Consider the following 25,410-nt stretch of genomic DNA (forward strand, 5'->3'; position numbering starts at 1 on the left):
ATTAATGAAATACTCATCTAAAAATAATTTTTCTGGAAAAAATAGTAAACCAAACAAGAAAAATTCTAATTCTGATTTTTACTCTAAAAATAAAAATTCTTCAAAAAGAAATAACAAATTTTTGAAAAATTCTTCTGAAAAGAGCACTAATAATATAAATGTAAGTTATAAAAATAAAAGTAATTATTCATCTTTAAGCAATAGAAAGCCAATACCCAAATATATTTCTGAATCGCCTTATAAAGCTTCCGATATTTTTGAAGGGACAGCAAATAAAAGAAATTTTGATGATTGGATATGGGGAAAGCATTCTGTTTTTGAAGCCCTTACTAATGAAAGATATATTAATAGGATTTGGTGTACTTCAGAAATCTTTTCTTCAGAGAAGTTTTACATTTTACTCAAGGATTTTAAATCTAGAGGTGTCCTTATCGAAGAAGTTTCTTGGAGCAGACTTTCACAATTGACATGTGGTGCTTCACATCAAGGTATTGCATTGCAGTTGGCATGTTCTAAAACAATATCACTAGAAAATTTAATTGATTTTTCTAAAAAGGAAACTTCAAATCCTATTATTCTTGCCATAGATGGTATTACTGACCCACATAATCTTGGTGCAATTATTAGATCAGCAGAGGCCTTTAATTGCAATGGTATTATCATTCCTCAAAGAAGATCTGCAGGCTTAACTGGAACAGTTGCCAAAGTAGCAGCAGGAGCCTTGGAACACTTACCAGTAAGTAGAGTTGTTAATTTAAATAGGGCACTTGAACAGCTAAAGCAAAAAGGCTTTCTTGTTGTAGGATTATCTGGAGATGCTAAATTATCGCTTTCAAAGTTTAATGAAAAACCCCCTTTAGTATTAATAGTAGGAGCTGAAGATAAAGGAATTTCTTTACTTACTCAAAAAAAATGTGATTTTCTATTAAGCATTCCTCTTAAAGGTAAAACATCAAGTTTAAACGCCTCAGTCGCTGCTGCAATTTCAATATTTCACTTAACCTGTAAATAAATTTTTAAAAGTTACTACTTTTTATACTCATTAAAATATGGTTGTTTCAATACATTTATATAATTAATAGAAATTTATTGAATTTTAACTACAAAATTGTATAGAATTTAACAAGAATTTACGATCTACAAAGATCTAAAAAATTGATTAGAAATTTTGGAAACAAACTTGGATTAGCTTGGTGGGCTAAAATTGAGACAGAAAATCCTAATACCACCTACTGGTATGGTCCTTTTCTTACAAAAAAAAGCTTAAAAGATAATATGTCTTCATTTATGAAAGACCTTACTGATGAAGGCTCTACTGAAATTAAACATAGTCTAGTTCGTTGCAAAAAAGATGAACCATTAACCTTTTGATAATTATATTTTGATAAAAAGTTGAGAAATGAATTTTAATTCTTTAAGAAAGGAAATTAATAATAAAAATGCTTCTGTTAAAGAATTAATTAATGATTTTTTTTTAAAAATCGATTCCAAAGACCCCAAAATTAATTCTTATATATGTACTACAAAAGATAATGCAATCATACAAGCTGAATATATAGATAAATTAATTCAAAATGGAGAAATACTTCCTCCTCTTGCAGGAATCCCGATAGCAATTAAGGATAATATTTGCACTAAGGGAGTCCTAACTACTTGTGCAAGTAAAATGCTCGAAAGCTTTGTTGCACCTTATGAATCTACAGCATCAAGTAAATTATGGTCTTCAGGAGGTATTTGTTTAGGTAAAACAAATTTGGACGAATTTGCAATGGGTAGTTCAACAGAGACTTCTTTCTTTGGAGTTACTTCGAATCCTTGGGATATTAATAGAGTTCCTGGTGGTAGTTCAGGAGGCAGTGCTGCTTCAGTTGCTGCTGGATTATCTGCCGCTGCTATAGGCTCTGATACTGGAGGTTCAATAAGACAACCAGCCTCTTTTTGTGGAGTTGTTGGGCTCAAGCCTACCTATGGCAGAGTAAGTAGATGGGGATTAGTAGCATTTGCTAGCTCTCTCGATCAAATTGGCCCAATTACAAATACTGTCTCTGATGCCGCTGAAATTCTTTATTCAATATCTGGTAAAGATCCCTTAGATTCAACATGTCTTGATAAACCGGTACCAAATTATCTGAATGATTTAAATAAATCTATAAAGAATTTAAAAATTGGGATCATTAAAGAATGCTTTGAACATCCCGGCTTAAATTTAGAAGTTAAAGATTCAGTTCTATCTGCTGTTGAAAGATTTCAAACTTTAGGAGCCGACATTATTGAAGTTGAATGTCCTAGATTTAACGATGGAATTGCCACATATTATGTAATTGCACCATCTGAAGCATCTGCAAATTTGGCTAGATACGATGGAGTTAAATATGGTTATAGATCGAATGAATGTTCTAATCTTCTCGATATGACTTCAAAAAGCAGAGCTGAAGGATTTGGTGATGAAGTGCAAAGAAGAATTTTAATAGGAACTTATGCTTTGTCTGCTGGATACAATGACGCTTATTACAAGAAAGCACAACAAGTTAGAACATTAATTAGAAAAGACTTTGATAATGCTTTCAAAAAAGTAGATATTTTATTAACTCCGACATGCCCAACTACCGCTTTTTTAAAGGGTGATTTTGCCAATGATCCTCTTTCTATGTATCTGTCTGATCTATTAACTGTTCCTGCTAATTTGGCAGGACTACCAGCTATAAGTATTCCTTGTGGTTTTGATACTAAAGGTTTACCAATAGGACTTCAATTAATTGGAAATGTGTTAGAGGAGAATCGGATATTGAATGCCGCAAATATTTTCGAAATTGATGCGCAGGTAATTAAGAACAGACCAGTATTCTAAATTTGTATTAATAATTAATTTGTAATCACAAAGTATAGATCTTTCTGAAATTTTCTCTATCTTATATATATAAATTATTTGAATATGGGTTTTGTTCCGCTTCATAATCATAGTGACTACAGCTTACTTGATGGAGCCAGTCAAATTTCAAAAATTGTAGAAAGAGCTTCTGAACTTGGAATGGAATCTATAGCTCTTACTGATCATGGAGTTATGTATGGTGTTCTCGATTTAGTCAAGAGGTGTAAAGAGAAAGGCATAAAACCAATAATTGGTAATGAAATGTATGTGATTAATGGTTCTATTGATGATCCTCAACCTAAAAAAGAAAAAAGATATCATTTGGTGGTGTTAGCAAAAAATTATACTGGTTATAAGAATTTAGTTAAGTTAACAACAATTAGTCATTTAAATGGGATGAGAGGTCGTGGCATTTTTTCTAGACCATGTATTGATAAATCTCTTTTAAGTAAATATAGTGATGGTCTTATTGTTTCTACAGCTTGTCTTGGTGGAGAGATACCTCAAGCTATCCTCAAAGGTAGATTAGACGTAGCAGAGAATATAGCTCTTTGGTATAAAAATTTATTTGCAGATGATTTTTATTTAGAAATACAAGATCACGGCTCTATTGAGGATAGAATTGTTAACGTTGAATTGATAAAAATTGGTAAGAAACACCAAATAAAAGTCATCGCTACTAACGACGCGCACTACTTGTCAAATATGGATGTTGAAGCACATGATGCGTTGCTTTGTGTATTAACCGGAAAACTAATAAGTGATGAAAAAAGATTGAGATATACAGGCACAGAATACATTAAAAGTGAAAATGAAATGCTTGAACTTTTTAAGGATCATATTGATGATGAATCAATTAATGAGGCAGTAAATAATACAGTAGAAATTTCCCAAAAAGTTGAAGTATTTGATTTGTTTGGTAATTACAGAATGCCAAAATTCCCTCTCAATGAAGATACAGATTCATTTTCTTTCCTAACACAATTATCTAACCAAGGTCTTTTAAAAAGACTTAAAAAAAATGATCTTACAGAAGTTGATGAGAACTATAGAAATAGACTAACTGCCGAATTAAAAATCATAAAAGATATGGGTTTCCCAGATTATTTTTTGGTAGTTTGGGACTACATCAAATTTGCTAGAGATAACTCTATCCCAGTAGGACCAGGTAGAGGTTCTGCGGCAGGATCATTAGTAGCTTATGCCCTTCAAATCACAAATATAGATCCAGTTGAGCACGGATTGTTGTTTGAGAGATTTTTAAATCCAGCGAGAAAGTCCATGCCAGATATTGATACCGACTTTTGTATTGATAGGAGAAACGAAGTTATTGATTATGTTACTAATCGTTATGGAGAGGATAAGGTTGCGCAAATAATTACTTTCAATAAAATGACCTCTAAGGCTGTTTTAAAAGATGTTGCAAGAGTTCTAGACATATCTTATGGTGAGGCTGATAAATTGGCTAAGTTAATACCAGTTGTAAGAGGGAAACCTTATAAACTAAATGAAATGATTGATAGGAATTCTCCTAGCCAAGAGTTTAGAGACAAATATATTAATGATAATAGAGTAAAAAAATGGGTTGATTTAGCTTTGAGAATTGAAGGAACTAATAAAACATATGGAGTCCATGCTGCTGGAGTTGTTATCGCATCAGATCCGCTTGACGAACTTGTACCTCTTCAAAGAAACAATGAAGGACAAATAATAACCCAATATTCTATGGATGATATCGAATCACTTGGATTATTGAAAATGGATTTCTTGGGGCTTAAGAATCTTACGATGATTGAAAAGACAGTTTCTATTATTAATCAATCTACTGGGAAGAAAATAAATATTGATGAGTTACCTCAAAATGATGGGAAAACCTTTGAGCTTATTGGGAGAGGAGATCTTGAAGGTATTTTTCAACTTGAATCTTCTGGTATGAAACAGGTTGTTAAGGATTTCAAACCTAACTCTCTTGAGGATATTTCGTCAATACTTGCTCTTTATAGACCTGGTCCTCTTGATGCAGGCCTTATTCCTAAATTTATAAATCGAAAAAATGGGAATGAAAAGGTCGATTTCCCTCATCCTCTTATTGAGTCAATTCTCACTGAAACCTATGGAATTATGGTTTACCAAGAACAAATTATGAAAATTGCACAAGACCTGGCAGGTTATTCTTTAGGTGATGCCGATTTACTTCGAAGGGCAATGGGGAAAAAGAAAGTATCTGAAATGGTTAAGCATAGAAGTATTTTTGTAGAAGGTTCTATGAAGAAAGGTGTAAATGAAAAATTAGCAAATGATCTTTTTGATCAAATGGTTTTATTCGCAGAATATTGTTTTAACAAAAGTCATTCAACGGCTTATGGGGCTGTAACTTATCAAACTGCATTTTTAAAAGCCCATTTTCCTGTTGCATATATGGCAGCCCTTTTAAGTGTAAATGCAGGCTCTAGCGACAAGATGCAAAGATATATTTCCAATTGTTATTCGATGGGAATAGAAGTTATTTCACCAAGCATTAATTTTTCAGGGGTTGATTTCACTATTAAAAATAATCAGATTATATTTGGGTTATCTGCAATTAAGAATTTAGGAGATTCCGCAATAAGAAATATAATTGAAAACCGAAATAGTTTTGGAATCTTTAAGTCATTATCGGATTTGTGCGATCGTTTACCTTCTAGTGTTCTTAACAAAAGAAGTCTTGAATCCTTAATTCATTGTGGAGCACTAGATGAGTTTTCAAATGATAATAATAGAGCTCAGTTATTGTCAGATCTCGAACACGTTGTTGAGTGGGCCTCTTCAAGAAATCGTGATAGATTATCCGGGCAAGGAAATTTATTTGACTCTAAAGAAGAATTTTCTAATATTGCTTTTTCAGATTCACAATTAGCTAAGGTTGATGATTATTCACTTATTGAAAAGTTAAAGTTAGAAAAGCAGCTCTTAGGCTTTTATTTATCTGATCATCCTCTAAAACATTTAACTAAGCCAGCTAAACTTATTTCTCCCATAAGCATTTCGCAGTTAGAAGAAACCAAAGATAGAACCAAAGTATCTTTAGTTGGCATGATTCCTGATTTGAAGCAAATCACAACTAGAAAAGGAGATAGGATGGCTATAGTCCAGCTAGAAGATCTTTCTGGAAGTTGCGAAGCAGTAGTTTTTCCAAAAACCTATGTAAGATTATCAGAATTTCTTTTGACTGATACTAGATTATTATTGTGGGCAACAATTGATAAAAAGAGTGATAAGACTCAATTAATAATTGATGATTGTAGAGAAATAGATAACCTCAAATTGCTTATTATTAATCTTGAAAGTTCTCAAGCATCAGATGTAAGAGTACAAAATACTTTGAGAGACTGTTTAATTAAATTTAAACCAGATAAAGGTAGATGTGGAATAAAGATTCCAGTTTTAGCTGCAGTAAGAAGTAAAAATAGCGTTACCTACGTTAAATTTGGGGAACAATTTTGTATTGGAGATATTCAGGGAGCATGCAAACTATTAGAAAATAAATCATTTCAAGTTAATTTGAAATCTTTAGTATCCTAGATTAACCATTATCTTCAAAATTTTGAGTTGCAGGTTTAAAGGCTGCTTTTGCTCGTTCTATATTCAATGGAATATTTTCAATACCGAAAAAAGATCCAGGCTCTTTATCCCAACTAGCTGATAATATTCCAAAACTTAATCCTGCGAGACCTAATAAGAAAAACAAAGCTGAAACAGCAATTGTTGAGGAAGGAGGTATTTCAGCAATATTTCTTGTAACGATAATGTAGCTAACAACAAAAACCGACATTCCTAATATTGTTGGTATGCCTGCTGTAAAAAAAATTCTTCTCGCCATTCTATCAGCAACATATTTAGGTATCCCATTAGATATTTTCTTTTTGGTAGTTAAAGTATTAGATGTTTTTTCTAAATTAGCAAACGCATCTTTCTCAGAAAAAACTTTTTTCTTTTTATTTTGTGTCTTTTTTTTGGATTGCTTTCTTTTCATTAATTGAAATCATCCTCTGATTCCAATTTTCTTTACTAGATCTTGATATTTCTGAACGTTTTTGTCTTTTATATAGGTTAGTAATCTTTTCCTTTTACCAATCATTTTTAATAATCCTTGCCTAGAAGCAAAATCATGAATGTTTCCTTGAAGGTGGTCACTTAATTTCGATATTCTTTTAGAAAGCATTGCTACTTGAACTTCAACTGATCCTGTATCAGTTGGATGAACCTGATGAGTTTCAATAAGCTCCTGTTTTTCAGCTGTATCTAATGACATAAAATTTATTTTCCTTAATCCATAATACTACGTCACATAGATAAATTACTAATATCTTTATCTAGATAATCCATAGCTAATTTCAATAAATTTTCAAATGATAAACTATTTTCTTTTTTATCTAGGATATCGACTTCTTTAATAAGAATGGGTAAGATAGTTTTTATTTCTTTATTTTTGTAATTTAATGATTGAAGAGTTAACTGCAGGTCCTCCATCATTTTATTAATTTCGGGATCCATAATCTCAAATTCATCTTTTCCTTTTTCTTCTTCAAATTGTATTTCACTTTTAAATTTACTTTTTAATTCTAAAATTAGCCGATCACTCATTTTTTGCCCTATACCAGGCACGGAACAGATTAATTTTTTGTTTTGAGTTTTTATTGCATTGAAAACTTCACTAATGGAAAATTTATTTAATATCGCCATTCCAATTTGAGATCCAACACCTCGAATACTTAAAATTTCAATAAAAAAATTCTTTTGATCCTTTGATGTAAAACCAAATAGTAAATCTGAATCTTCTTTCTTAATATGTTTTATCCAAAGAGTAATATTTTTATTAGTTATCTGATTTGATTTTAATTTGAGAAAAAAGGTTTCTAATATTTGTATTTCGTATCCTATTCCTTGACAATTTATTAAAACAAAAAATTTTTGATTTGTTTGCCATAATTCAACAAACTCTCCATTTATCCAGCTAATCAATTAACCACCATCCACCTGACATCCAATTAGTGCCCCTGCTGTACCACCAGCAGGCACTGCCCAAAATCTATCTTTTCCTCTACTGGAGGAAAGTGCTATTCCAGCACCAAGAAGACCCCCAATAACTGTACCTTCACTACAGTCATTGTCATCAATTTTTTCCACTTGGCGTTGACCTCCACAGGGTATTTCAACATCCATTTCATAACTTTTTACGTATCCTGGGCTTGATTTTGTCCCAGGAATATATTCCTCTCTATATTCAGTTCTTGTACAGGTTACTGACTTAGGAGTTGTTGCATTAACTTGAACAATAGGAGAAAAACAAAATAATAAAGCTAAATAGAAAAATTTCACCGTTTTTTATTATTCTTATATTATTCTATGTCTTTTTGATTATTTTGGTAGTGGATATAATAGTTCCTAATAAAACTAGTGTGGCCCCTATTAAAAAGTTTATGTTTATTATTTCACTAAAAAACAAAATTCCCCAAATTGAGCCGAATAAAACTTGCAAATAGTTAATTGTTGAGGCTTCGGTAGCAGGTAAATTTTTTAATCCTATAGTTAAGAAAGTCTGACCTAATTGAGTAAATAAGCCAATTCCAATTATCCATACTAATTCATTCCAATTAGGGGTAACCCAGTTCATTAATACAATTGGCAATAAAGTTATAAAAGAAATAAGTGGAAAATATTGAATAATTACATAAACATCTTCAGTAAATGAAAGTTTCTTAACTGTAACGTAAGCTAATGCAGTGCATATAGCTCCAATAAATGCTATTGAAATCGAAACATTTTCAATTTCAACGTTTATATTTGATAACTGACTTGGATTTAATATTATTAATATTCCAATCCAGCCAATAATTAAGGCAAAAATTATATTCCTAGTTATTTTTTCGTTTATAAATATGCCAGCAAATATAGATATAAATATAGGATATGTGTACTGAATGACAGTAGATATACTAAGGGGCATATTTCTTATCGCATAAAAAATACAAACTAAAGCTAAAGTTCCTAAAACACCTCTTAAGATAAGTAAAGGTCTATTTTTGCCCCAAGGATTTATATTTTTTAGATTAATTATAAATAATGTAATAATTAAACTTAACAATGATCTGAATAAAACCAACTCATAAATAGGTATCCTTTTATCAATATTTTTTACACACAATGTCATCAAACTAAAGAAGAATGAAGCAAATACCAAATTAAACTTATTCAGTGAATTAAATTTTTTTTCTAATACGGTAATATTTATCATTTAAAAATATTTTTATTGTGAAATTAAGTAGATTCTTATTTGATTTTGACCTATAACAAATAAATCATTATTTATTTTTTGATAAAAATCTCAATGGTTCATTCTATACACCCAAGAACTATTCAAGAGGTTAAGGAAAAGGCAGATATTGTTGATGTTATATCTGAACATATTGTTCTTAAGAAAAAAGGCAAGGAATTTGTTGGAATTTGTCCTTTTCATGATGATACTAAGCCATCTATGACTGTATCACCAACTAAACAATTCTATTATTGTTTTTCTTGTGGTGCTGGTGGAAACTCTATTAAATTTTTAATGGAATTTACACGGGCAAATTTTTCAGATGTTGTACTTTCTCTCGCTAAAAAAAATAATATTAATGTTGAAAATCTTGAGGGTCCCCAAGTTGAAGCTTATAAAAAACAATTATCTAGAAAGGAAGAGCTTTATAAAATTTTAAGAGTCACTAAAAATTGGTTCAAGTCTCAATTAAATAATTCTTCTGGTTTTGAAGCTATGAAATATTTAACATCAAAGAGAAACTTTAGTGACAAGATTATTGATGATTTTGAATTAGGTTTTGCCCCAAATTCATGGAATAACTTATTTGACTATCTATCAAAGGTAGAAAAGTTTCCTATTAATTTAATATTAGCTTCAGGTCTTGCAATTTCTAAAGATAAATCTGACAAGATATATGATCGTTTTAGAAATAGATTAATTGTTCCAATACATGATATGCAGGGAAGAGTAGTTGCTTTTGGAGGAAGATCTCTTGATGACCAAGAACCCAAATATCTTAATTCACCAGAATCAGAGATATTTGAAAAGGGAAAAATGTTGTTTGCATTTGAAAAAGCTTCAAGCAATATTAGAAAAAATGATAAAGCTATTATTGTTGAAGGCTACTTTGATGTTATTTCTCTTCACTCAAAGGGTATTTCTAATTCTGTGGCTTCTCTCGGTACCGCATTAAATAAGTATCAAATTTCTCAACTATGTAGATGCACAGATAATAAAAATATAATTTTGAATTTTGATTCTGATAGTGCAGGAATTTCAGCTACAAAAAGAGTAATAAAAGAAGTCGAAAGCTTATCTCTCCATGATCAAATTAATCTAAAGATACTTCAACTAAGTCATTTTAAAGATCCTGATGAATATTTGAATAGTCATACCCCTGAAGATTATTTCAATTTAATTGATAATTCATCCTTTTGGATTGATTGGGAGATTGATCAGATTTTTAAAGATAAGGATTTAACTAAATCTGAAGTTTTCCAGAGTGTTATATTTTCATTGGTAAAATTGTTGAGTAAATTACCTCAATCATCAACTAGAACTCATTATTTACAAAAAGTTTCCGAACAATTAAGTAAGGGACAAGCTAGGCTAGCAATACAGTTTGAACAGGATTTAAGAAATCAAGTTAAGGGATTTCGTTGGCATGGTAGATCAAAAAAATTTGAACAACCAAATGAAATCTCTCGAAGAGAAAAAAATGAATCGGAAATAATTTTTTATTATTTACACTGTCCTGATCTCAGGCTATTTATTCGTGATGAATTTCTCAAAAGAGAAATTAATGGTTTTAATACTTCTTATATTCAAAGTTTATGGGAAGCTATTTCAAAAATTGAACAAAATATTTTAGGTTTAAACTACTTAAATGATTTAAAACAAACAAATAGTCAAATTCTTCAAAAAGATTTTTCTTCTGTTAATTTAATTTCACTTCTGCCTGACTACGTAGTTCTTAATTCTCCTGAATCATCAAATAAAATTAATATTTTTATTAATCCAAATGAATTGTTCTTAACATTGCTGAGTAATCCTAAAGACAATTTACTTGGAACATTATCACTTCTTGAGAAATATAATTCTCTAAAAAGATGTAGACACTTGATCGAATCTTGGGGATCTCAAAGATTAAAAACTTTAGAAAATTGTATATCTATTCTAATCGATAGTCCTTCTTCAGGCTCATCAAATACAAATAAAGAGATAGATGATCTTTTTAAGGATTTAAACTCAGATGCTATTAAATTTCAGGAATTATATTACTTAGAGAGAGAACATATAAACTTTTTAGATAAGCAACGTTGTGGCAATTTCGCCGCTAGTTAATATGTTTTCTTTAAATTTATAGGCAGTATTTTTTAATCATTCTTTTTACCTTTTTGGGTTTGTCTTCAAGAACATAAGCTTCTACTTCTTTTGCATAATTCCCAGAAAAATTTGAAGTAGAAAACTCTAATGCTTTTCTCTTACTTTGATGCAATTTACTTTCTAATTTTTTTATATCCCCTATTGTTTTATTGTTGTTACATCTTTGTATCACATGAGTTACTTCATGTCTTAATGCTTTTCTTATTGCCCTTTCTGTTTTGAAGTTATCTTTGCTTAGTAGTTGTTTTTTATTTCTATAACTCGTTTTCCTTTTTGCATTTTCAGTACATATTATTATTTTTTTTTCTTCAAAATTATGTAGTCCTTTTATTTCTTTGTTTAAGAGACATTCAATTTTATTTTCTTCAACTACGTAGTTTGCTTTTACTACTAAGTCAAGAATCTCTTTATCTAATTTGCTCAAAAATATTATAAATTCCATTTTATTTTGTTTATTTCACTATAGTTGGTATCTGTTCTATATCAGTTGTAGATGAGCGACTTAAGAAATTCTTATTCATCATCCAACTTTGTGGATTTTTTGTAATGGCCCATGTAATTGCATTGTTCTTAAATCTTTTATTTAATAAATCAATTGTTCTCATAAGATTTTTTGATTTTTTTAGGTCTTTATGAGATTTGTAATTGATAACTGATTGCTGTAAATATTCGCTATTTGTTAAATCCTGCATTAAAACTCCAGCTTTTGAGAATTTATATTCGGGATTATAAATTTCTTTAGATAATTCAACTACTATTTTTAAAATATTGTTTGTGTCATCTGTTGCATTTATAAGTTTTCTATGAGCACTTCTTTGATAATTTTGACTTGAATATTTACTGGTTCTAGCAAATACTCTAATATTAGATGATTGCAAATTCTGACTTCTCATTTTTTCAGACGCTTTTATTGCGTGAGTTGCCAGTGCTTGAGTTAAGTCTTCTAATTTTGTGATAGGCGTGCCGAAACTCCTGCTCATCTGAATTTCTTTTTTTGATTTCTTGTTTTTTTCTATAGGCAGGCATCTATGGCCTTTCAGTTCTAATTGCAGTCTTTTCCCTACGATGCCTAATTTCTTAGTGATTTCATTTTCTTCCATATCTCTTAATTCTCTCGCATTTTTAATACCTTTACTTTGTAACCAATTAGAGGTTTGTTTCCCGACTCCCCATATCTTATCTATACTAATTCTTTTCAAATAATTATTCTCATTTTCGGTTCTAGTTAAATCAAATATTCCAGCTGAATAATCAATATTTTTAGCTAGTTTATTAGCAATTTTTGCTCTTACTTTATTTTCTCCTATTCCTACTGTTATGGTAATCCCTAGATTCTGATATATTAATGATCTTATGCTTCTTGCCCAAGGATATAGATTTTCGTCATTAGGTCTAGAAATAGAGATAAATGCTTCGTCAATAGAATAAATTTCTATCTGTTCACAGTAGTTTTTCAGTAAATTCATTAGTCTTCTGCTCATATCACCATAAAGCGAGTAGTTTGAGCTTAAGACCGCTACATCTAATTTATTTAATCTTTCTTTGACCTTAAAATACGGAGTTCCCATTTTAATTTTTAAAGCTCGCGCTTCAGGACTTCTCGCAATGATACATCCGTCATTATTAGATAAAATTACTACTGGTTTATTTCTCAAATGAGGGTTAATATTTTGCTCACATGACGCGTAAAAATTATTAGCATCTATAAGAGCTATTGCATCAATATTTGAAGTTCTCATAAATAGCTATGTATTGAATAAATAACAACTCCCCATATCTGTACATCAATATGGTTTTTAAATCTAAAATCAGGATAATTATGATTTTCTGCTTTTAAATATAATTCATTATTTTTTATAGATAATCTTTTTATTGTAAATTCTCCGTCTATCATTGCAATGATGATATTCCCTGGCCTGGCTGTTAAGCTCTTGTCTACTATTATTAAATCTTTATCTTTAATTCCTGCATTTATCATTGAGTCACCTTTAACTCTAAGAAAAAAAGTGCTAAACGGATTAGATATTAAATGTTCGTTTAAATCAATATTTTCTTCTGTATAGTCATCTGCAGGAGAAGGAAACCCTGCTGATACGGAATCAGTTAATAAGGGGATTTTAAATTTTTTAGTAGTCGAATCTAAATAATCCAAGATTTAAGCTAATAGTATATATGTACTATATAGCAAAAAATCAAAAAATAGTTAGTTATTAAACTTTTATAGATTAATTTTAGATTGAATCTAATCTTTTTAAGAACGATGGTAAGGGGAGTTGTTAGATATAGAAATAGCTCTATAGATTTGCTCGATTAGGATTAATCTAGCTAATTCATGAGGAAAAGTTAAAGGAGACAAGCTTAATACAAGATCTGATTTTTCTTTTATATCTGAACTAACTCCATCAGTATCACCGATTAAGAAATTAATTTTTTTATTTTTAAAATTCAAGAGTAAGGAACATAGTTCAACTGAATTAAACTGTTTCCCTTCTTCACTAAGGGAGATAATAATATTGTTATTGGATCTAAGATTATTTAAATTAAAAGTTTTTAACTCATTAATGATAAGTTCAGGCATTCTTTTTTTGTATTGATTAATTCCATCTCTAATCCAAAGTTTCTTTATTTTTCCGATAGCGTAAATTGCCAATCTATTACTCTGAAGCATAAGTAAATATTAAAACTAGTTATTCATCAAGAAGATAATTAAATTCATCATATAGTTCCTCTTCGGTTGTTAATTTCTTGGAAAAATTATCTTTTTTAGAATTCATATTAATTTGATTAATCTCACTTTTTCTTAGTGAATTATTAACGTTAGAGGTCTCTTCTAAAGATTCTGAATTATCAATTAACGAATAAAAAATTTTATTGGGATCTTCTGAATTAAGTGGATTAGTGATTAAATTATCATTATTAATAATATTTGCAAAATTATTTATATTTTTACTTTCGTTATTTAAATTTTTATTTTTTTTAAATTTATTGAGTTTATCTAAATCTTTTTTTGATAAGCTCATGATATAAAGTATTAAATAAATTCATATTTAATTTAAACATATTATTTATCTTTTAGATGAATTCTAAAAACTATCATCAAAAAAAAAGATTTGGACAACACTGGTTGGTAAATAAAAAAATATTAGAAAAAATTAAAGAAATTGCAGTTCTTAATGAAAATGACTTTATTTTAGAAATTGGTCCTGGTAAAGGAGCTTTAACATCTAAGTTATTAGATTCAGAAATTAAAAAATTACATGCAATTGAATTAGATAAAGATTTAATAAATTTATTAAATGATAAATTCAATAATAATGATAAGTTTTCACTTCAGCAGGGAGATATTCTTTCTGTAAATTTAGATTCAGTTAATAAGAAGATTACAAAAGTGATTGCAAATATTCCTTACAATATAACTGGCCCAATATTGGATATTTTCATAGGTAGATTGGGCATTATAAGAAACTATAGTTACGAAAAAATAATATTTTTAATGCAGAAAGACGTTGTAGATAGGATTTTGTCAAAAGAAGGTAGTTCCAATGCTGGTGCGCTTAGTATAAGAATGCAACTTTTATCAAAAATAAAAAAAATATGTGATGTACCCCCTTCATCATTTAGTCCGCCTCCAAAAGTTTATTCTTCTTTAGTAGTTTTCGAACCAATTAAAAATGATTTAAGATTAGATATTAGTCTAGAAAAATATATAGATAAACTTCTTCGAATTTCATTTAATTCAAGAAGAAAAATGCTTAGAAATACTCTTAATTCAATACTTTCAAATGAAGAGATAAATGAATTATCTGAATCTTCAAAAGTTTGTTTTAATTTAAGACCACAAGATATTTCAATTGACCAATGGATTAAGCTTGCAGAAAATTGTATTAAAATTAAAAAATAAAAATTTAAGTATATGCAAGATTTAGCTAAAACGAAAATTAATATAAAATCTCCTGCCAAAATAAATTTGCACCTTGAAGTTATTGGTAAAAGAGAGGATGGATTTCATGAGTTAGCAATGATTATGCAAAATATCGATCTTGCTGATTATTTAGAATTTGAAATTAATAATGAAGGTTTAATTAAACTTGATTCTGATTGTAATGATTTAAGCTTATCTGATGATAACTTAATTATTAAATCGGCAAATCTATTAAGGAAAAAATCAAATATAGATTACGGTGCGAATATATTTTTAAGAAAAAATATTCCAATTGGCGCAGGATTAGCTGGTGGATCCAGTAATGCAGCAGCAACATTAATTGGTCTTAATAAGTTATGGGATTTGAACTTAGATCAAGAAACATTATGTTCATTAGCATCAACTTTGGGATCAGATATTCCCTTTTTTATAAATGGTGGTATTCAATTATGTTTTGGAAGAGGAGAAATTTTGGAGAAATTAGATTCAAACTTTGAATATGGAGTAATTCTTTTAAAAAATCCAAATGTATCAGTATCTACAGCTGAAACTTATAAAAAATATAGTAATAGATATTGTGATCAATATCTTACTGATAGAGAAATGATTGAGAAAATAAGAAAAAATTTAAGAGATAATGGTTTAAATAACTTAAATTTTGATAATCAACATTTATCTATTAAAAATGATTTGCAGTTAGTTGTTGAAAATGGAAATGATTCTGTAAAGCAGGCATTATATTTACTTTCTAAATTAGAAACTTGTCTCACATTTTCAATGAGTGGATCAGGTCCTACATGCTTTGCACTCTTTAAAGATATAGAGACTGCTAAAAAAGCATTAACTGCAAATTATAAATTGTTTAGAAATAAAGGTTACGATTCATGGGTTTGCACTTTCCTTGAAAAAGGAATAACATTCATTTAAATTTTTTTATACAAAATTTTATTGTGGCTGATAATAGTAAGGAGAATATTGAAAAAAACATTCCCGAAAAAGGACCATTAAATTTTATTGTAGGATCATTAACAAGTTTTTTATTATTTATTTTTTTTTATTTTTTAAGTAATAAAATTGCAATTTATTTTTCAGTACATAAACCATCTAATACTTCTGAAATAGTCCAAAATATCTCTTCTAGTATTAATACCTTAATAATTGGATTATCATTTTTGCTAACTTTCTCTTTTGCTTTTATAGGGATAGGACTTTTTATTGTATTTATTCGCAGTTTTTTTCTGAAGAAAAATTGAATTGCCAATATTATTAAGAAAACACTTTCTTTGAATGTCTCTACATGACTTAGGCCTTTTAGTCCTTTTGCTTTCACCTGGAATGATTTTATCAATATTACTACTCATAACCTTCGCTGAAGGAGGTTGAATTATTCAAAGTGGTAGGATTATATATGTGATTAATTAGGTAATTAATTGTGGCTGGAACATTATTATTTAATGCTTTGAAAGAGGCAATTGATGAAGAAATGGCAAATGATGTAAATGTTTGCGTTATGGGGGAAGATGTTGGTCAATATGGAGGATCATATAAGGTAACTAAGGATTTATATGAAAAATATGGTGAGTTAAGAGTCTTAGATACACCAATTGCAGAGAATAGTTTTACAGGTATGGCTGTGGGTGCAGCAATGACTGGCTTAAGACCAATAGTAGAAGGAATGAATATGGGTTTTTTGCTTTTAGCTTTTAATCAGATATCAAATAATATGGGTATGCTTAGATATACAAGTGGCGGAAATTATAAAATACCAGCAGTAGTTCGAGGACCTGGAGGAGTTGGTCGTCAACTTGGTGCTGAGCACAGTCAAAGACTTGAAGCATATTTTCATGCAGTTCCTGGCATAAAGATTGTTGCATGTAGTACACCCACAAATGCTAAAGGTTTAATGAAAGCAGCTATAAGAGATGATAATCCGGTTCTATTTTTTGAACATGTTCTTCTATACAACTTATCTGAAGAATTACCTGAGGGTGATTATACTTGCGCTTTAGATCAGGCTGACGTTGTAAAAGAAGGGAAAGATATTACTTTATTGACCTATTCAAGAATGAGACATCACTGCCTTAAGGCTGTTGAAGAATTAGAAAAAAAAGGAATAGATGTTGAGTTAATAGATTTAATAAGTTTAAAACCATTTGATATGGAAACCATCTCAAAATCAATAAAAAAAACAAATAAAGTAATTATTGTTGAAGAATGTATGAAGACTGGAGGTATTGGTGCAGAATTAATTGCCTTGATAACAGAAGAGTGTTTTGATGATCTTGATGCCCGACCAATTAGATTATCTAGTCAGGATATTCCTACTCCTTATAATGGAAATCTTGAGAATTTAACAATAATCCAACCACATCAAATAGTTGAAAAAGTTGAAGACTTAATTAGTGGGAGTATATAGACAATGAAAAGAAGGCAAGGTTGGCTTTTTTTTATTATATTTCTACTTACTTTATCTGTTTATTTATTAATAAATTATCCCTTACAGTTGGGATTGGATTTACAAGGGGGTTCTCAACTTACACTACAAATTATTAAAGAGGAAGGTAAGGTAACAAGGGATGAACTTGAAGCAGTTAATTCGGTTATAGATAAGCGCGTTAACAATTTAGGAGTTTCTGAGTCTAATTTGCAAACCCTTGGTGGAGATCAATTGATTTTAGAATTACCAGGAGAGCAAAATCCATTAGTTGCTTCAAGGGTATTAGGTAAGACTGCTTTATTAGAATTTAGAACCCAAAAACAAGGAACATCAAAAGATTTAAAAACTCTGCAACTACAAAGATTGAGTATTAAAGAATTAATTGAACAATATTCCTTTGCAGAAAAAAATCAAAATGATGATAATTTATTAAAAGTTATTCAAGATGATCTTAAAGATATAGAGCAAGAATTGAATTACTCATCTACTAGTAATGATTTATATAGGAAGTTAATTGAAATCAAAAAATATGTTGATAATGAAATTACAAATTTATTTATTAAAACAGATTTATCTGGTAAGGATCTTATTAACGCTGGAAGGAGACAAGAACAAACAAATAGCAATTGGGAAGTTTTATTAACTTTTAGTAATTCAGGAGGTGAAAAGTTTGCAGAAATTACAAAGTCAATTGCTGGCACTAATCAACTATTGGCTATCATTCTAGATGGCGAATCAATCAGTGAAGCAAGTGTTGGTAATCAGTTTGCTAATACTGGGATTACAGGTGGATCAGCAACAATAAGCGGTAATTTTAGTGCTGAAAATGCTAGAGAATTAGAAGTTCAACTCAAAGGAGGTTCATTGCCATTGCCAATTGAAATAGTAGAAACTAACACAATAGGTGCTCTGTTGGGATCTAAAAATATTTTAAAAAGTCTTTATGCAGCTATTAGTGGATTAATTTTTGTTGGTATATTTATGATTTTTAATTATAGAATTTTAGGTTTCGTTTCAGTTCTATCTCTAGTACTTTATGGTTTCTTTAATTTAGCCCTATATTCATTGATTCCTGTAACTTTGACTTTACCTGGAATATCTGGTCTTATACTTAGCATTGGTATGGCTGTTGATGCAAATATTCTAATATTTGAGAGAATTAGAGAAGAATTATATGATGGTAATACTCTTACAAGATCTATTGATAGCGGTTTTCAAAGAGCTAATTCATCCATAGTTGATGGCCATATTACAACTCTTCTAAGTTGTTTTGTATTGTTTTTATTAGGAACAAATTTTGTTAAGGGTTTTGCAGCAACATTAGGTATTGGAGTCTTGATAAGCTTGTTTACATCATTAAATTGTTCTAAAACTATTTTGCGATTTTTTACAACATATCAATCTTTGAGACAAAAAGATCTTTATCTGCCAAGGAATAATTTTTCAAATTAAATTTTTTATTTATAAATTCCCATGAAATACAATCTTGAGCTAATAAAAAATAAAAAGAGGATAATTGGTTTTTCAACTGTTCTTATTTTGATGAGTCTTCTAGGAATTTTATATTCTACTTTTAATACTTCTTATAAGAAACCTATAAATTTAGGGATGGATTTTGTTGGGGGAAATGAACTAAGGATAGAAAGAGTTTGTGAAGCAGAATGTTCTAATTTTTCTCCTGATTCAGTTTTGGAAAATTTAAGAAAGAACTCTAAAAATAAAAATCTTTTAAATAATATTAAATTACAATTCCAAAATAATAATAAATTAATTTCAATAAGAACACCTTATTTAAGTATCGAAGAATCAAATAATCTTATTGCTAATCTTGATAATATTATTGGACCTCTGAATTATGAGAGTAAGGATTCAAGATTAATAGGTCCAAAGCTTGGGAAAAGATTACTTACTAATTGTGTTACTTCATTGTTGGTTTCTTTATTTGCAATATCTTTATATATAACCATTAGATTTGATAAAAAATATGCATTATTTGCATTATTAGCTTTATTCCATGATTTATTAATTGTTTTCGGTATATTCTCCTGGTTAGGAATCATATTATCTGTCGAGGTAAATAGTCTATTTGCTGTATCATTGTTAACTATTGCTGGTTATTCTGTAAATGATACTGTTGTTATTTTTGATAGAATTCGTGAGAATTTAAAATCAAATAAAGATGGCTATAACGAAACTATTCAATTATCAGTAAACGAATCTTTTAGGCGAACAACCTTTACAAGTATTACAACACTTATTCCTTTATTAAGCATAATTTTGTTTGGATCTTACTCGCTATTTTGGTTTTCCTTGGCTTTATCATTAGGAATTATAGTTGGAAGTTATTCAAGTATTTTATTGGCTCCATCTTTGTTGCTTAAAGATTGAGCTTAAGCTTCTTGTTTTATGAAATTGAATTACTATTTGATAATTTTATTTTCTTTAGTTTTAATAGATCTTTCTACTGAGCTAAGAATATTATTTGATCATTTTACTTTTAGTTCTCTATATTTTGCTATTGGTAAACATCCCTTAGCTATCTTTATACTTTTTTCATACCCATATTTATATAAAAAATTAATTAAGTAGTTTTTAAATATCTTTAAATGATTCTTTGATTAAAACCTGTATTACTACTGCTAATGGAAGAGATAGTATTAAGCCTAATGGACCAAAAATGAAGGTAAATCCAAATTGTGATATTAATGTCAAACCAGGAAGTAGGTTTGCTTTTTTCTTCATTATAGATGGCATTATGATATAGCTTTCAATATTTTGAATGATTACATATGATCCTAAAACTGCCAGTGGTTTCCAAAAATTATCTAGTAGTGCAATTGAGATTGGAAATATACCACTAATAACTGGACCTATATTCGGAATTATATTAAGAACCATTGCTATTAAAGCATTCGAGACTACGTATTTGACATCTAATATAGATAAAACTATTAATGATAATAAACCTACTGATAATGAGCTTATAACCATAGAAAAGGTCCAATTTGCTAATGCAATATTGCATTTTTCCAGAATATTTCTGAATTTATTACGGTAATTTTTTGGTATTAATAGAAGTATATTTTCTTTATATTGTTTTGGTTCAATAGAAATCATCAAACTCACTGCTAATACGAATATTAATCTCAAAAGACCTGAACCTAGATTCCCCGCAATACTAATTAAATTCTTAAAACTTTCTTGAATAGCTTTTGCAATAGTTGAGACATCTGGAATGGTAACTACATTATTTATTAAACTGAATATGTCTATAACATTTTCTGATTGTTCGCCATAAAATAAGCTATTAAATTTGTTCAGATTTGTATTGATCAATGTATTTATTTTTGATAAACCATTTGGAATGTCAACTAGTATTTCATTGAATTCTTTTATAAACGGAGGTAATACAAGAATAAAAATAGTAAATATTATTACTGATATGACGGCTAAGACAAGAAACAAAGAAATCGATCGAGGAATTTTCAAACCTTTTTGGATTTGATTAGATAAATTACATACAATATTTGAAATTACTAAAGAACAAATTATTAGTAGGAGAAAATCCCTTAAAGTCCATACTATTAATAAAGTGATTAATATTACTACTAACTTGAAATATGATGAACTATTCAATTTTCATGATTTTCTACTTCTTTTCAGAATATCCTAATCCATTTGATTTGGCATAACTATTTGCAAATCTCATAAATCTGTCAAAGTCTGGTGTGTTCTTCCAAATATAAACCGCTTCTAAAAATATTGGTTCTCCATCAACAAACTTTACTTTAACTTCTCTAGTTAATATTTCACCTTCGGAATCTATCATCCGCATACCTGTGATTTCACCGTCTGTAATTGAAGATAATGCCTGAGGTTTTTCAAACAAAAATAATGCTTGACCGGTGGTACCATCTTTACTCCTAGTTAGTCTTATTTCAGGCACTACTGGTTCATCAGTTCCCTCATAAAATTGTATTTTTGCAGTTTTATTTGTCGTCATAATATTCGGTTAATAATTTTTTATCTTAGGAAATATTTTTCATATTCGTTTGTAGTTATTTTATAAAACATTATTTATTAACTCTAGGATACTTTCATCATATTTTTTATCAGTTAAATCTATTATCTCTATATTAGTTTTGCCAACCTTTTCATATTCATAACACTTATCGTAATAATCTAAAACTGATCTGCAAACTAAGTCCCATTTCTCATTATGAATTGATTCAAGAGCTATTTTTGTTCTTTGCGGTCCTAGTCTTTTTTTTATCCTTAGTACTGATTCTTGGAGTTCCTCTTTTTTAAATACACTATAAGTATCTATTAACTCATCTAACCTGTTAGATTCACTCCTTATAATTTCAATCCTCCTAGAGTTTTTCATCTGATTGAAGAATTCATGAGGAATTTTACATTTACCTATATTTGCACTTTCAGCTTCTACAAAAATATTATTAGAACATTTAAAATAATTTAACTTTTCTGCAATTATATTTTCAAATTGTTCATTTGAAGGTTGTTTTTTCATTCCTAAACCTCCAAATGTACTTCCTCTATGACAAGCAAATCCTTCAAGATCAATAGTTTGATATTTATATTTATCAAGTAATGATAATAATCTTGTCTTCCCTGTTCCTGTTTTCCCGCCAATAACTACTAAATTCAACTTATTTGAAAAACTATCTAATACCCATCTTCTATATACTTTGTATCCGCCATTAAGTGTAACTATATTTAATTTAAATTTATCTAATAACCATCCAATACTTTGTGAACGCATTCCTCCTCTAGAGCAATATATCCTGATAAATAATTCATTATTTTTATTAGGAATAGTTGGATGAGAATCAATACTCTTGAATAAATTATCAAGAAGTAATTCAATTTTTTTTTCAAAAAATTTTAATCCCTCTATGACTGCTTTTTTTCTACCTTCTTTTTTGTAAATTGTACCAATTATAGATCTCTCATCATCATCAAATAGAGGAATATTAATAGAATTAGGCATGTGTCCTTTATAATATTCACTCGGGCTCCTAACATCTATAAGTGGTCCTTTAAAACATCTAAATTTCTCTAGTTCTTTTCTTTTGAAATACATGGATAGTTTTTACTTTTTAGATTGAATTTTTTAAAATGAATAACAAAGAACAAGATAACTATAGTAATGCTACATTAGAACTTATAAAAAAATTTGTAGATTCCAATCAAAGAAAAAGAATAAATTCATTAATTCAAATAGAATCTGAAGTCGAAAATATTTTTAATCTTGGCCCATCACTGTTTGATATGTTTGATAGAGAGGGAGATGACTGGGCTGGTGGTTGGATATTGCAAGTTTTAAAAAAATTTAAGCCAGAATTCTTTGAAAACTCTAAATTCAATAATTGGTTTAATACATATTCAGATATTGATATTAATTATGAAGATTTGCAATTGATGTTAGTTGAGCAAAAATTTGAAGATGCAGATAGATTAACAAGTTCCTACTTAAGAAAATTAGCTGGAAAATTAGCTGAAAAACGTGGATATGTTTTCTACAGTGAAGTTAAAAATATGTCAGGAAAAGATCTAGAAACAATGGATAGATTATGGACTATTTATTCTACTGGTAGATTTGGATTTTCAATTCAAGCAAAGATATTAAAATCAGTAGGGAAAAAATATGAATTAATGTGGCCGAAAATAGGTTGGAAAAAAGAGGGCTTATGGACTAGATATCCTGGATCTTTTTGCTGGTCATTGGATGCGCCTGATGGACATATGCCTTTAATAAACCAACTAAGAGGAGTAAGACTTATGGACTCCATCCTACGGCATCCTGCTATTTCAAAGAGACACAATAATATTCTTTAAATTTAGGTATTTAATAAGTTAAAATTAAGACAGTGTAAAAATATTATTATGTCCTTATTCCGGGGCAAAAATATTTTAATAAGATTTTTTAAAAGACCAAAAATTAACTGGTCAAACTACGAATTCGAATCATCATTACAGTTAAATGAATTTGTCGATCAATTATTAGAACCTATTAAAAATTCTCAATCAAGCTATCTTATAAAACTTGGTTTACATGAAGCTCTAGTTAACGCTGTAAAACATGGAAATAAATTAGATCCTAAAAAAAATATCAGAGTAAGAAGAATAATTACTCCTAATTGGTGTGTTTGGCAAATTCAAGATCAAGGGAATGGTTTAGAAATAAAAAAAAGAGAATACAAATTACCAAAAAAAATAACTAGCGTAAACGGCCGTGGCCTATACATTATTAATGAATGTTTTGATGATATTAGATGGAGTAGTAAAGGTAATAGGCTTCAGTTGGCTTTAAAAAGGTGATTCTTACTAGGGCAAGGTTGATCTACGTTTATTTCTTTTAACCATTTAACACTTTCTTCTATATACTCAATAGTTTCCTTGTCATTGCAAGATATAATTAAATGGCATAATCCAGCCGAAATTAGTTCTGCAGCTCGTTTATATTTATTTCCTTTATCTTTATGCCATTTAGAATGATCAATCTTTAATTTGTCATTAAGACTTTGAACAAGCTGAATAGTATCTTTATCCCAATAGGTCATAGAAGTTTTTTTTTTACTTTACAGCAGACCATATTTTGGTCATAAAAAAGGAATTTGATTTTACATCTTTAAACCCTACATCCTCAATTTTAGAATCTATATCCTCTTTTATGTAATCACAATAAAAAGGCTCATGAAAAGATTTATAGAAGCTTTCCATTACGGATGTAAAGTCAGGTGAATCACTTATTTGAATTGAATCAGCTAATACTAATATTCCGCCGGGTTCAAGAACTCTAAAAAATTCATTTAATACTTTAGCTCTAATTGTTCTGGGTAATTCATGAAATAGGTAAACACAAGAAATGCATTGAAAACTATCATTTTCAAAAGGTAATTCCTCAGCATTACCTTTTATCAACTGAATTAAATCTCCATCTAAATCTGAAATATATCTACTTGCCTCTTTTAAGTATGAATCAGATAAATCAATGCCTGTAATTTTTTCTTTAGGAAATGCTGCTCTTAATTGTTTTAATGTTCTTCCTGATCCTGTAGCCACATCAAGTATTTTTATAGAACTTTTTTTTCTATCTCTAAAAATTTCAAGTCCTTCTTTTATTGGCTTAATTATTCTTCTCCTCATTGAGTCGGCACTGCCATTGAAAAGTATCTCAACTTGTAGGTCATAAATGCTAGCTGAAAAATCTGATAAATAACCATCTGTTTGATGATGAAAATTTCTCAAGTAATATTGAGGATAATTATCTTTATCAATTGATTTTGGAAGATCATCAAAGTTTTGTTTTCTGCGTCTATCCCATGTATTAGGCATATCAAGCCAAATTTTAGGATATTGAGTTAGATATCTAAGCCATGGTTCGTCAAACAATAATTTTTTTGGATATATATTTTTTTCAGCATCATTCCAATCTTCTTCTCTTAATAAATCCATTGAATTTTGGATTTGCATAAGAAGATCTCTGTCTATATTAAAATTTTCAAGTTTAGAATCGGGAAGAATAAAGTTCATCAATCTTGAACTAATCTGCTTGTGAGCGAAACCTGCAATGCTTTTACTTTGTTGTAGCGTTTTATATGCAATTTTTGAAATTGATTCCCTAGCCATTTTTCGATTTATATATATATATTCCAACAAAAAAAAAATCAATTTGAGAATATTTTGTGATATTTCTCAAATTGATTAATTTAAAC

General features: G+C 29.1%; 28 protein-coding genes. 13 read left to right on the forward strand and 15 right to left on the reverse strand.

Annotation, left to right across the window (positions count from 1 at the left end):
• Positions 1-4: 4 nt before the first annotated feature.
• The 4 genes from rlmB to HA141_RS04610 all read left to right on the forward strand — a co-directional run bounded on the left by rlmB (position 5) and on the right by HA141_RS04610 (position 6,430).
• A complete protein-coding gene (gene rlmB / locus HA141_RS04595) occupies positions 5-1,012 on the forward strand; it encodes a 23S rRNA (guanosine(2251)-2'-O)-methyltransferase RlmB (protein WP_209117358.1) in 1,008 nt (335 codons plus the stop codon).
• Between the two features lie 143 nt (positions 1,013-1,155).
• Positions 1,156-1,371, forward strand: coding sequence for a DUF1816 domain-containing protein (locus tag HA141_RS04600; RefSeq protein WP_209117360.1), 216 nt, complete (start codon positions 1,156-1,158; stop codon positions 1,369-1,371).
• Positions 1,372-1,399: 28 nt separating this feature from the next.
• Positions 1,400-2,848, forward strand: a complete 1,449-nt coding sequence (gatA, locus tag HA141_RS04605) for an Asp-tRNA(Asn)/Glu-tRNA(Gln) amidotransferase subunit GatA (protein WP_209117362.1) — start codon at positions 1,400-1,402, stop codon at positions 2,846-2,848.
• A gap of 84 nt (positions 2,849-2,932) precedes the next feature.
• Positions 2,933-6,430: a DNA polymerase III subunit alpha gene (locus tag HA141_RS04610; RefSeq protein WP_209117365.1), complete on the forward strand. Its 3,498-nt coding sequence runs from the start codon at positions 2,933-2,935 to the stop codon at positions 6,428-6,430.
• A gap of 1 nt (position 6,431) precedes the next feature.
• On the opposite strand, the gene HA141_RS04615 is transcribed toward HA141_RS04610, so the two are convergent.
• Genes HA141_RS04615 through HA141_RS04635 form a run of 5 tightly spaced genes read right to left on the reverse strand, consistent with a single transcriptional unit; the run spans position 6,432 to position 9,143 of the window.
• Complete coding sequence (locus HA141_RS04615; RefSeq protein ID WP_209117367.1) at positions 6,432-6,881, reverse strand: PAM68 family protein; 450 nt, start codon at positions 6,879-6,881, stop codon at positions 6,432-6,434.
• A 9-nt stretch (positions 6,882-6,890) separates the two neighbouring features.
• Positions 6,891-7,160: a 30S ribosomal protein S15 gene (rpsO, locus tag HA141_RS04620; RefSeq protein WP_209117369.1), complete on the reverse strand. Its 270-nt coding sequence runs from the start codon at positions 7,158-7,160 to the stop codon at positions 6,891-6,893.
• A 32-nt stretch (positions 7,161-7,192) separates the two neighbouring features.
• Positions 7,193-7,870, reverse strand: a complete 678-nt coding sequence (gene ruvA / locus HA141_RS04625; protein WP_209117371.1) for a Holliday junction branch migration protein RuvA — start codon at positions 7,868-7,870, stop codon at positions 7,193-7,195.
• Positions 7,871-8,227, reverse strand: coding sequence for a glycine zipper 2TM domain-containing protein (locus HA141_RS04630; protein ID WP_209117373.1), 357 nt, complete (start codon positions 8,225-8,227; stop codon positions 7,871-7,873). It lies immediately after the preceding gene.
• A 25-nt stretch (positions 8,228-8,252) separates the two neighbouring features.
• A complete protein-coding gene (locus tag HA141_RS04635) occupies positions 8,253-9,143 on the reverse strand; it encodes a DMT family transporter (protein WP_209117376.1) in 891 nt (296 codons plus the stop codon).
• A 93-nt stretch (positions 9,144-9,236) separates the two neighbouring features.
• Here HA141_RS04635 and dnaG point away from each other — a divergent pair, with 93 nt between their 5' ends.
• Positions 9,237-11,270 carry a DNA primase gene (dnaG, locus tag HA141_RS04640; protein WP_209117378.1) on the forward strand — a complete coding sequence of 678 codons (2,034 nt, stop codon included), beginning with the start codon at positions 9,237-9,239 and terminating at the stop codon, positions 11,268-11,270.
• A 16-nt stretch (positions 11,271-11,286) separates the two neighbouring features.
• Here dnaG and HA141_RS04645 read toward each other — a convergent pair whose 3' ends face one another.
• The 5 genes from HA141_RS04645 to HA141_RS04665 all read right to left on the reverse strand — a co-directional run bounded on the left by HA141_RS04645 (position 11,287) and on the right by HA141_RS04665 (position 14,332).
• On the reverse strand, positions 11,287-11,754 hold the full coding sequence (locus HA141_RS04645; RefSeq protein WP_209117380.1) for a serine hydroxymethyltransferase: 468 nt from the start codon (positions 11,752-11,754) through the stop codon (positions 11,287-11,289).
• 10 nt (positions 11,755-11,764) lie between these two features.
• Positions 11,765-13,051 carry a Y-family DNA polymerase gene (locus tag HA141_RS04650; RefSeq protein ID WP_209117382.1) on the reverse strand — a complete coding sequence of 429 codons (1,287 nt, stop codon included), beginning with the start codon at positions 13,049-13,051 and terminating at the stop codon, positions 11,765-11,767.
• A complete protein-coding gene (locus HA141_RS04655; protein WP_209117384.1) occupies positions 13,048-13,464 on the reverse strand; it encodes a LexA family protein in 417 nt (138 codons plus the stop codon). Before HA141_RS04655 ends, HA141_RS04650 begins: the two co-directional genes overlap by 4 nt.
• 99 nt (positions 13,465-13,563) lie before the next feature.
• Positions 13,564-13,980, reverse strand: coding sequence for a 23S rRNA (pseudouridine(1915)-N(3))-methyltransferase RlmH (locus HA141_RS04660; protein WP_209117386.1), 417 nt, complete (start codon positions 13,978-13,980; stop codon positions 13,564-13,566).
• Between the two features lie 19 nt (positions 13,981-13,999).
• Complete coding sequence (locus HA141_RS04665; RefSeq protein WP_209117388.1) at positions 14,000-14,332, reverse strand: hypothetical protein; 333 nt, start codon at positions 14,330-14,332, stop codon at positions 14,000-14,002.
• 56 nt (positions 14,333-14,388) lie between these two features.
• Between HA141_RS04665 and rsmA the strand changes: the two genes are divergently transcribed.
• The 6 genes from rsmA (at position 14,389) to secF (ending at position 20,059) form a co-directional block, all read left to right on the forward strand.
• Positions 14,389-15,213 (forward strand): 16S rRNA (adenine(1518)-N(6)/adenine(1519)-N(6))-dimethyltransferase RsmA, encoded by an 825-nt coding sequence (gene rsmA / locus HA141_RS04670; protein ID WP_209117390.1) that lies wholly within the window; start codon positions 14,389-14,391, stop codon positions 15,211-15,213.
• Between the two features lie 12 nt (positions 15,214-15,225).
• Positions 15,226-16,161 carry a 4-(cytidine 5'-diphospho)-2-C-methyl-D-erythritol kinase gene (ispE, locus tag HA141_RS04675; RefSeq protein ID WP_209117392.1) on the forward strand — a complete coding sequence of 312 codons (936 nt, stop codon included), beginning with the start codon at positions 15,226-15,228 and terminating at the stop codon, positions 16,159-16,161.
• A gap of 23 nt (positions 16,162-16,184) precedes the next feature.
• Positions 16,185-16,487, forward strand: a complete 303-nt coding sequence (locus tag HA141_RS04680) for a DUF3082 domain-containing protein (protein ID WP_209117394.1) — start codon at positions 16,185-16,187, stop codon at positions 16,485-16,487.
• Positions 16,488-16,666: 179 nt separating this feature from the next.
• Positions 16,667-17,650 carry a pyruvate dehydrogenase complex E1 component subunit beta gene (locus HA141_RS04685; protein ID WP_209117396.1) on the forward strand — a complete coding sequence of 328 codons (984 nt, stop codon included), beginning with the start codon at positions 16,667-16,669 and terminating at the stop codon, positions 17,648-17,650.
• Positions 17,651-17,653: 3 nt separating this feature from the next.
• Complete coding sequence (gene secD, locus HA141_RS04690) at positions 17,654-19,123, forward strand: protein translocase subunit SecD (protein ID WP_209117398.1); 1,470 nt, start codon at positions 17,654-17,656, stop codon at positions 19,121-19,123.
• A gap of 21 nt (positions 19,124-19,144) precedes the next feature.
• Positions 19,145-20,059 (forward strand): protein translocase subunit SecF, encoded by a 915-nt coding sequence (gene secF, locus HA141_RS04695; protein ID WP_209117400.1) that lies wholly within the window; start codon positions 19,145-19,147, stop codon positions 20,057-20,059.
• A 204-nt stretch (positions 20,060-20,263) separates the two neighbouring features.
• Here secF and HA141_RS04700 read toward each other — a convergent pair whose 3' ends face one another.
• From HA141_RS04700 to mnmH, 3 genes are read right to left on the reverse strand one after another with little or no spacing between them, the layout of a single operon-like run.
• Positions 20,264-21,307, reverse strand: a complete 1,044-nt coding sequence (locus HA141_RS04700) for an AI-2E family transporter (protein ID WP_209117402.1) — start codon at positions 21,305-21,307, stop codon at positions 20,264-20,266.
• A gap of 13 nt (positions 21,308-21,320) precedes the next feature.
• Positions 21,321-21,674, reverse strand: a complete 354-nt coding sequence (psb28, locus tag HA141_RS04705) for a photosystem II reaction center protein Psb28 (RefSeq protein WP_011862904.1) — start codon at positions 21,672-21,674, stop codon at positions 21,321-21,323.
• A 60-nt stretch (positions 21,675-21,734) separates the two neighbouring features.
• Positions 21,735-22,775: a tRNA 2-selenouridine(34) synthase MnmH gene (mnmH, locus tag HA141_RS04710; protein WP_209117404.1), complete on the reverse strand. Its 1,041-nt coding sequence runs from the start codon at positions 22,773-22,775 to the stop codon at positions 21,735-21,737.
• Positions 22,776-22,810: 35 nt separating this feature from the next.
• On the opposite strand from mnmH, the gene HA141_RS04715 reads away from it, so the two are divergent.
• Positions 22,811-23,530, forward strand: a complete 720-nt coding sequence (locus HA141_RS04715) for a GUN4 domain-containing protein (RefSeq protein WP_209117406.1) — start codon at positions 22,811-22,813, stop codon at positions 23,528-23,530.
• A gap of 48 nt (positions 23,531-23,578) precedes the next feature.
• Positions 23,579-24,013: an ATP-binding protein gene (locus HA141_RS04720; protein WP_209117408.1), complete on the forward strand. Its 435-nt coding sequence runs from the start codon at positions 23,579-23,581 to the stop codon at positions 24,011-24,013.
• Here the strand turns inward: HA141_RS04720 and HA141_RS04725 are convergent.
• Together HA141_RS04725 and HA141_RS04730 are read right to left on the reverse strand one after the other, a co-directional pair.
• Entirely contained in the window at positions 23,992-24,255 is a 264-nt protein-coding gene (locus HA141_RS04725) for a DUF6439 family protein (protein WP_209110096.1), read from the reverse strand. The genes HA141_RS04720 and HA141_RS04725 overlap by 22 nt on opposite strands.
• Before the next feature lie 13 nt (positions 24,256-24,268).
• Complete coding sequence (locus HA141_RS04730) at positions 24,269-25,324, reverse strand: class I SAM-dependent methyltransferase (protein WP_209117410.1); 1,056 nt, start codon at positions 25,322-25,324, stop codon at positions 24,269-24,271.
• Positions 25,325-25,410 lie beyond the last annotated feature (86 nt).

Origin of the sequence: Prochlorococcus marinus XMU1402 (assembly GCF_017696205.1) — a bacterium.
GTDB classification, from domain to species: Bacteria; Cyanobacteriota; Cyanobacteriia; order PCC-6307; family Cyanobiaceae; genus Prochlorococcus_A; species Prochlorococcus_A marinus_AC.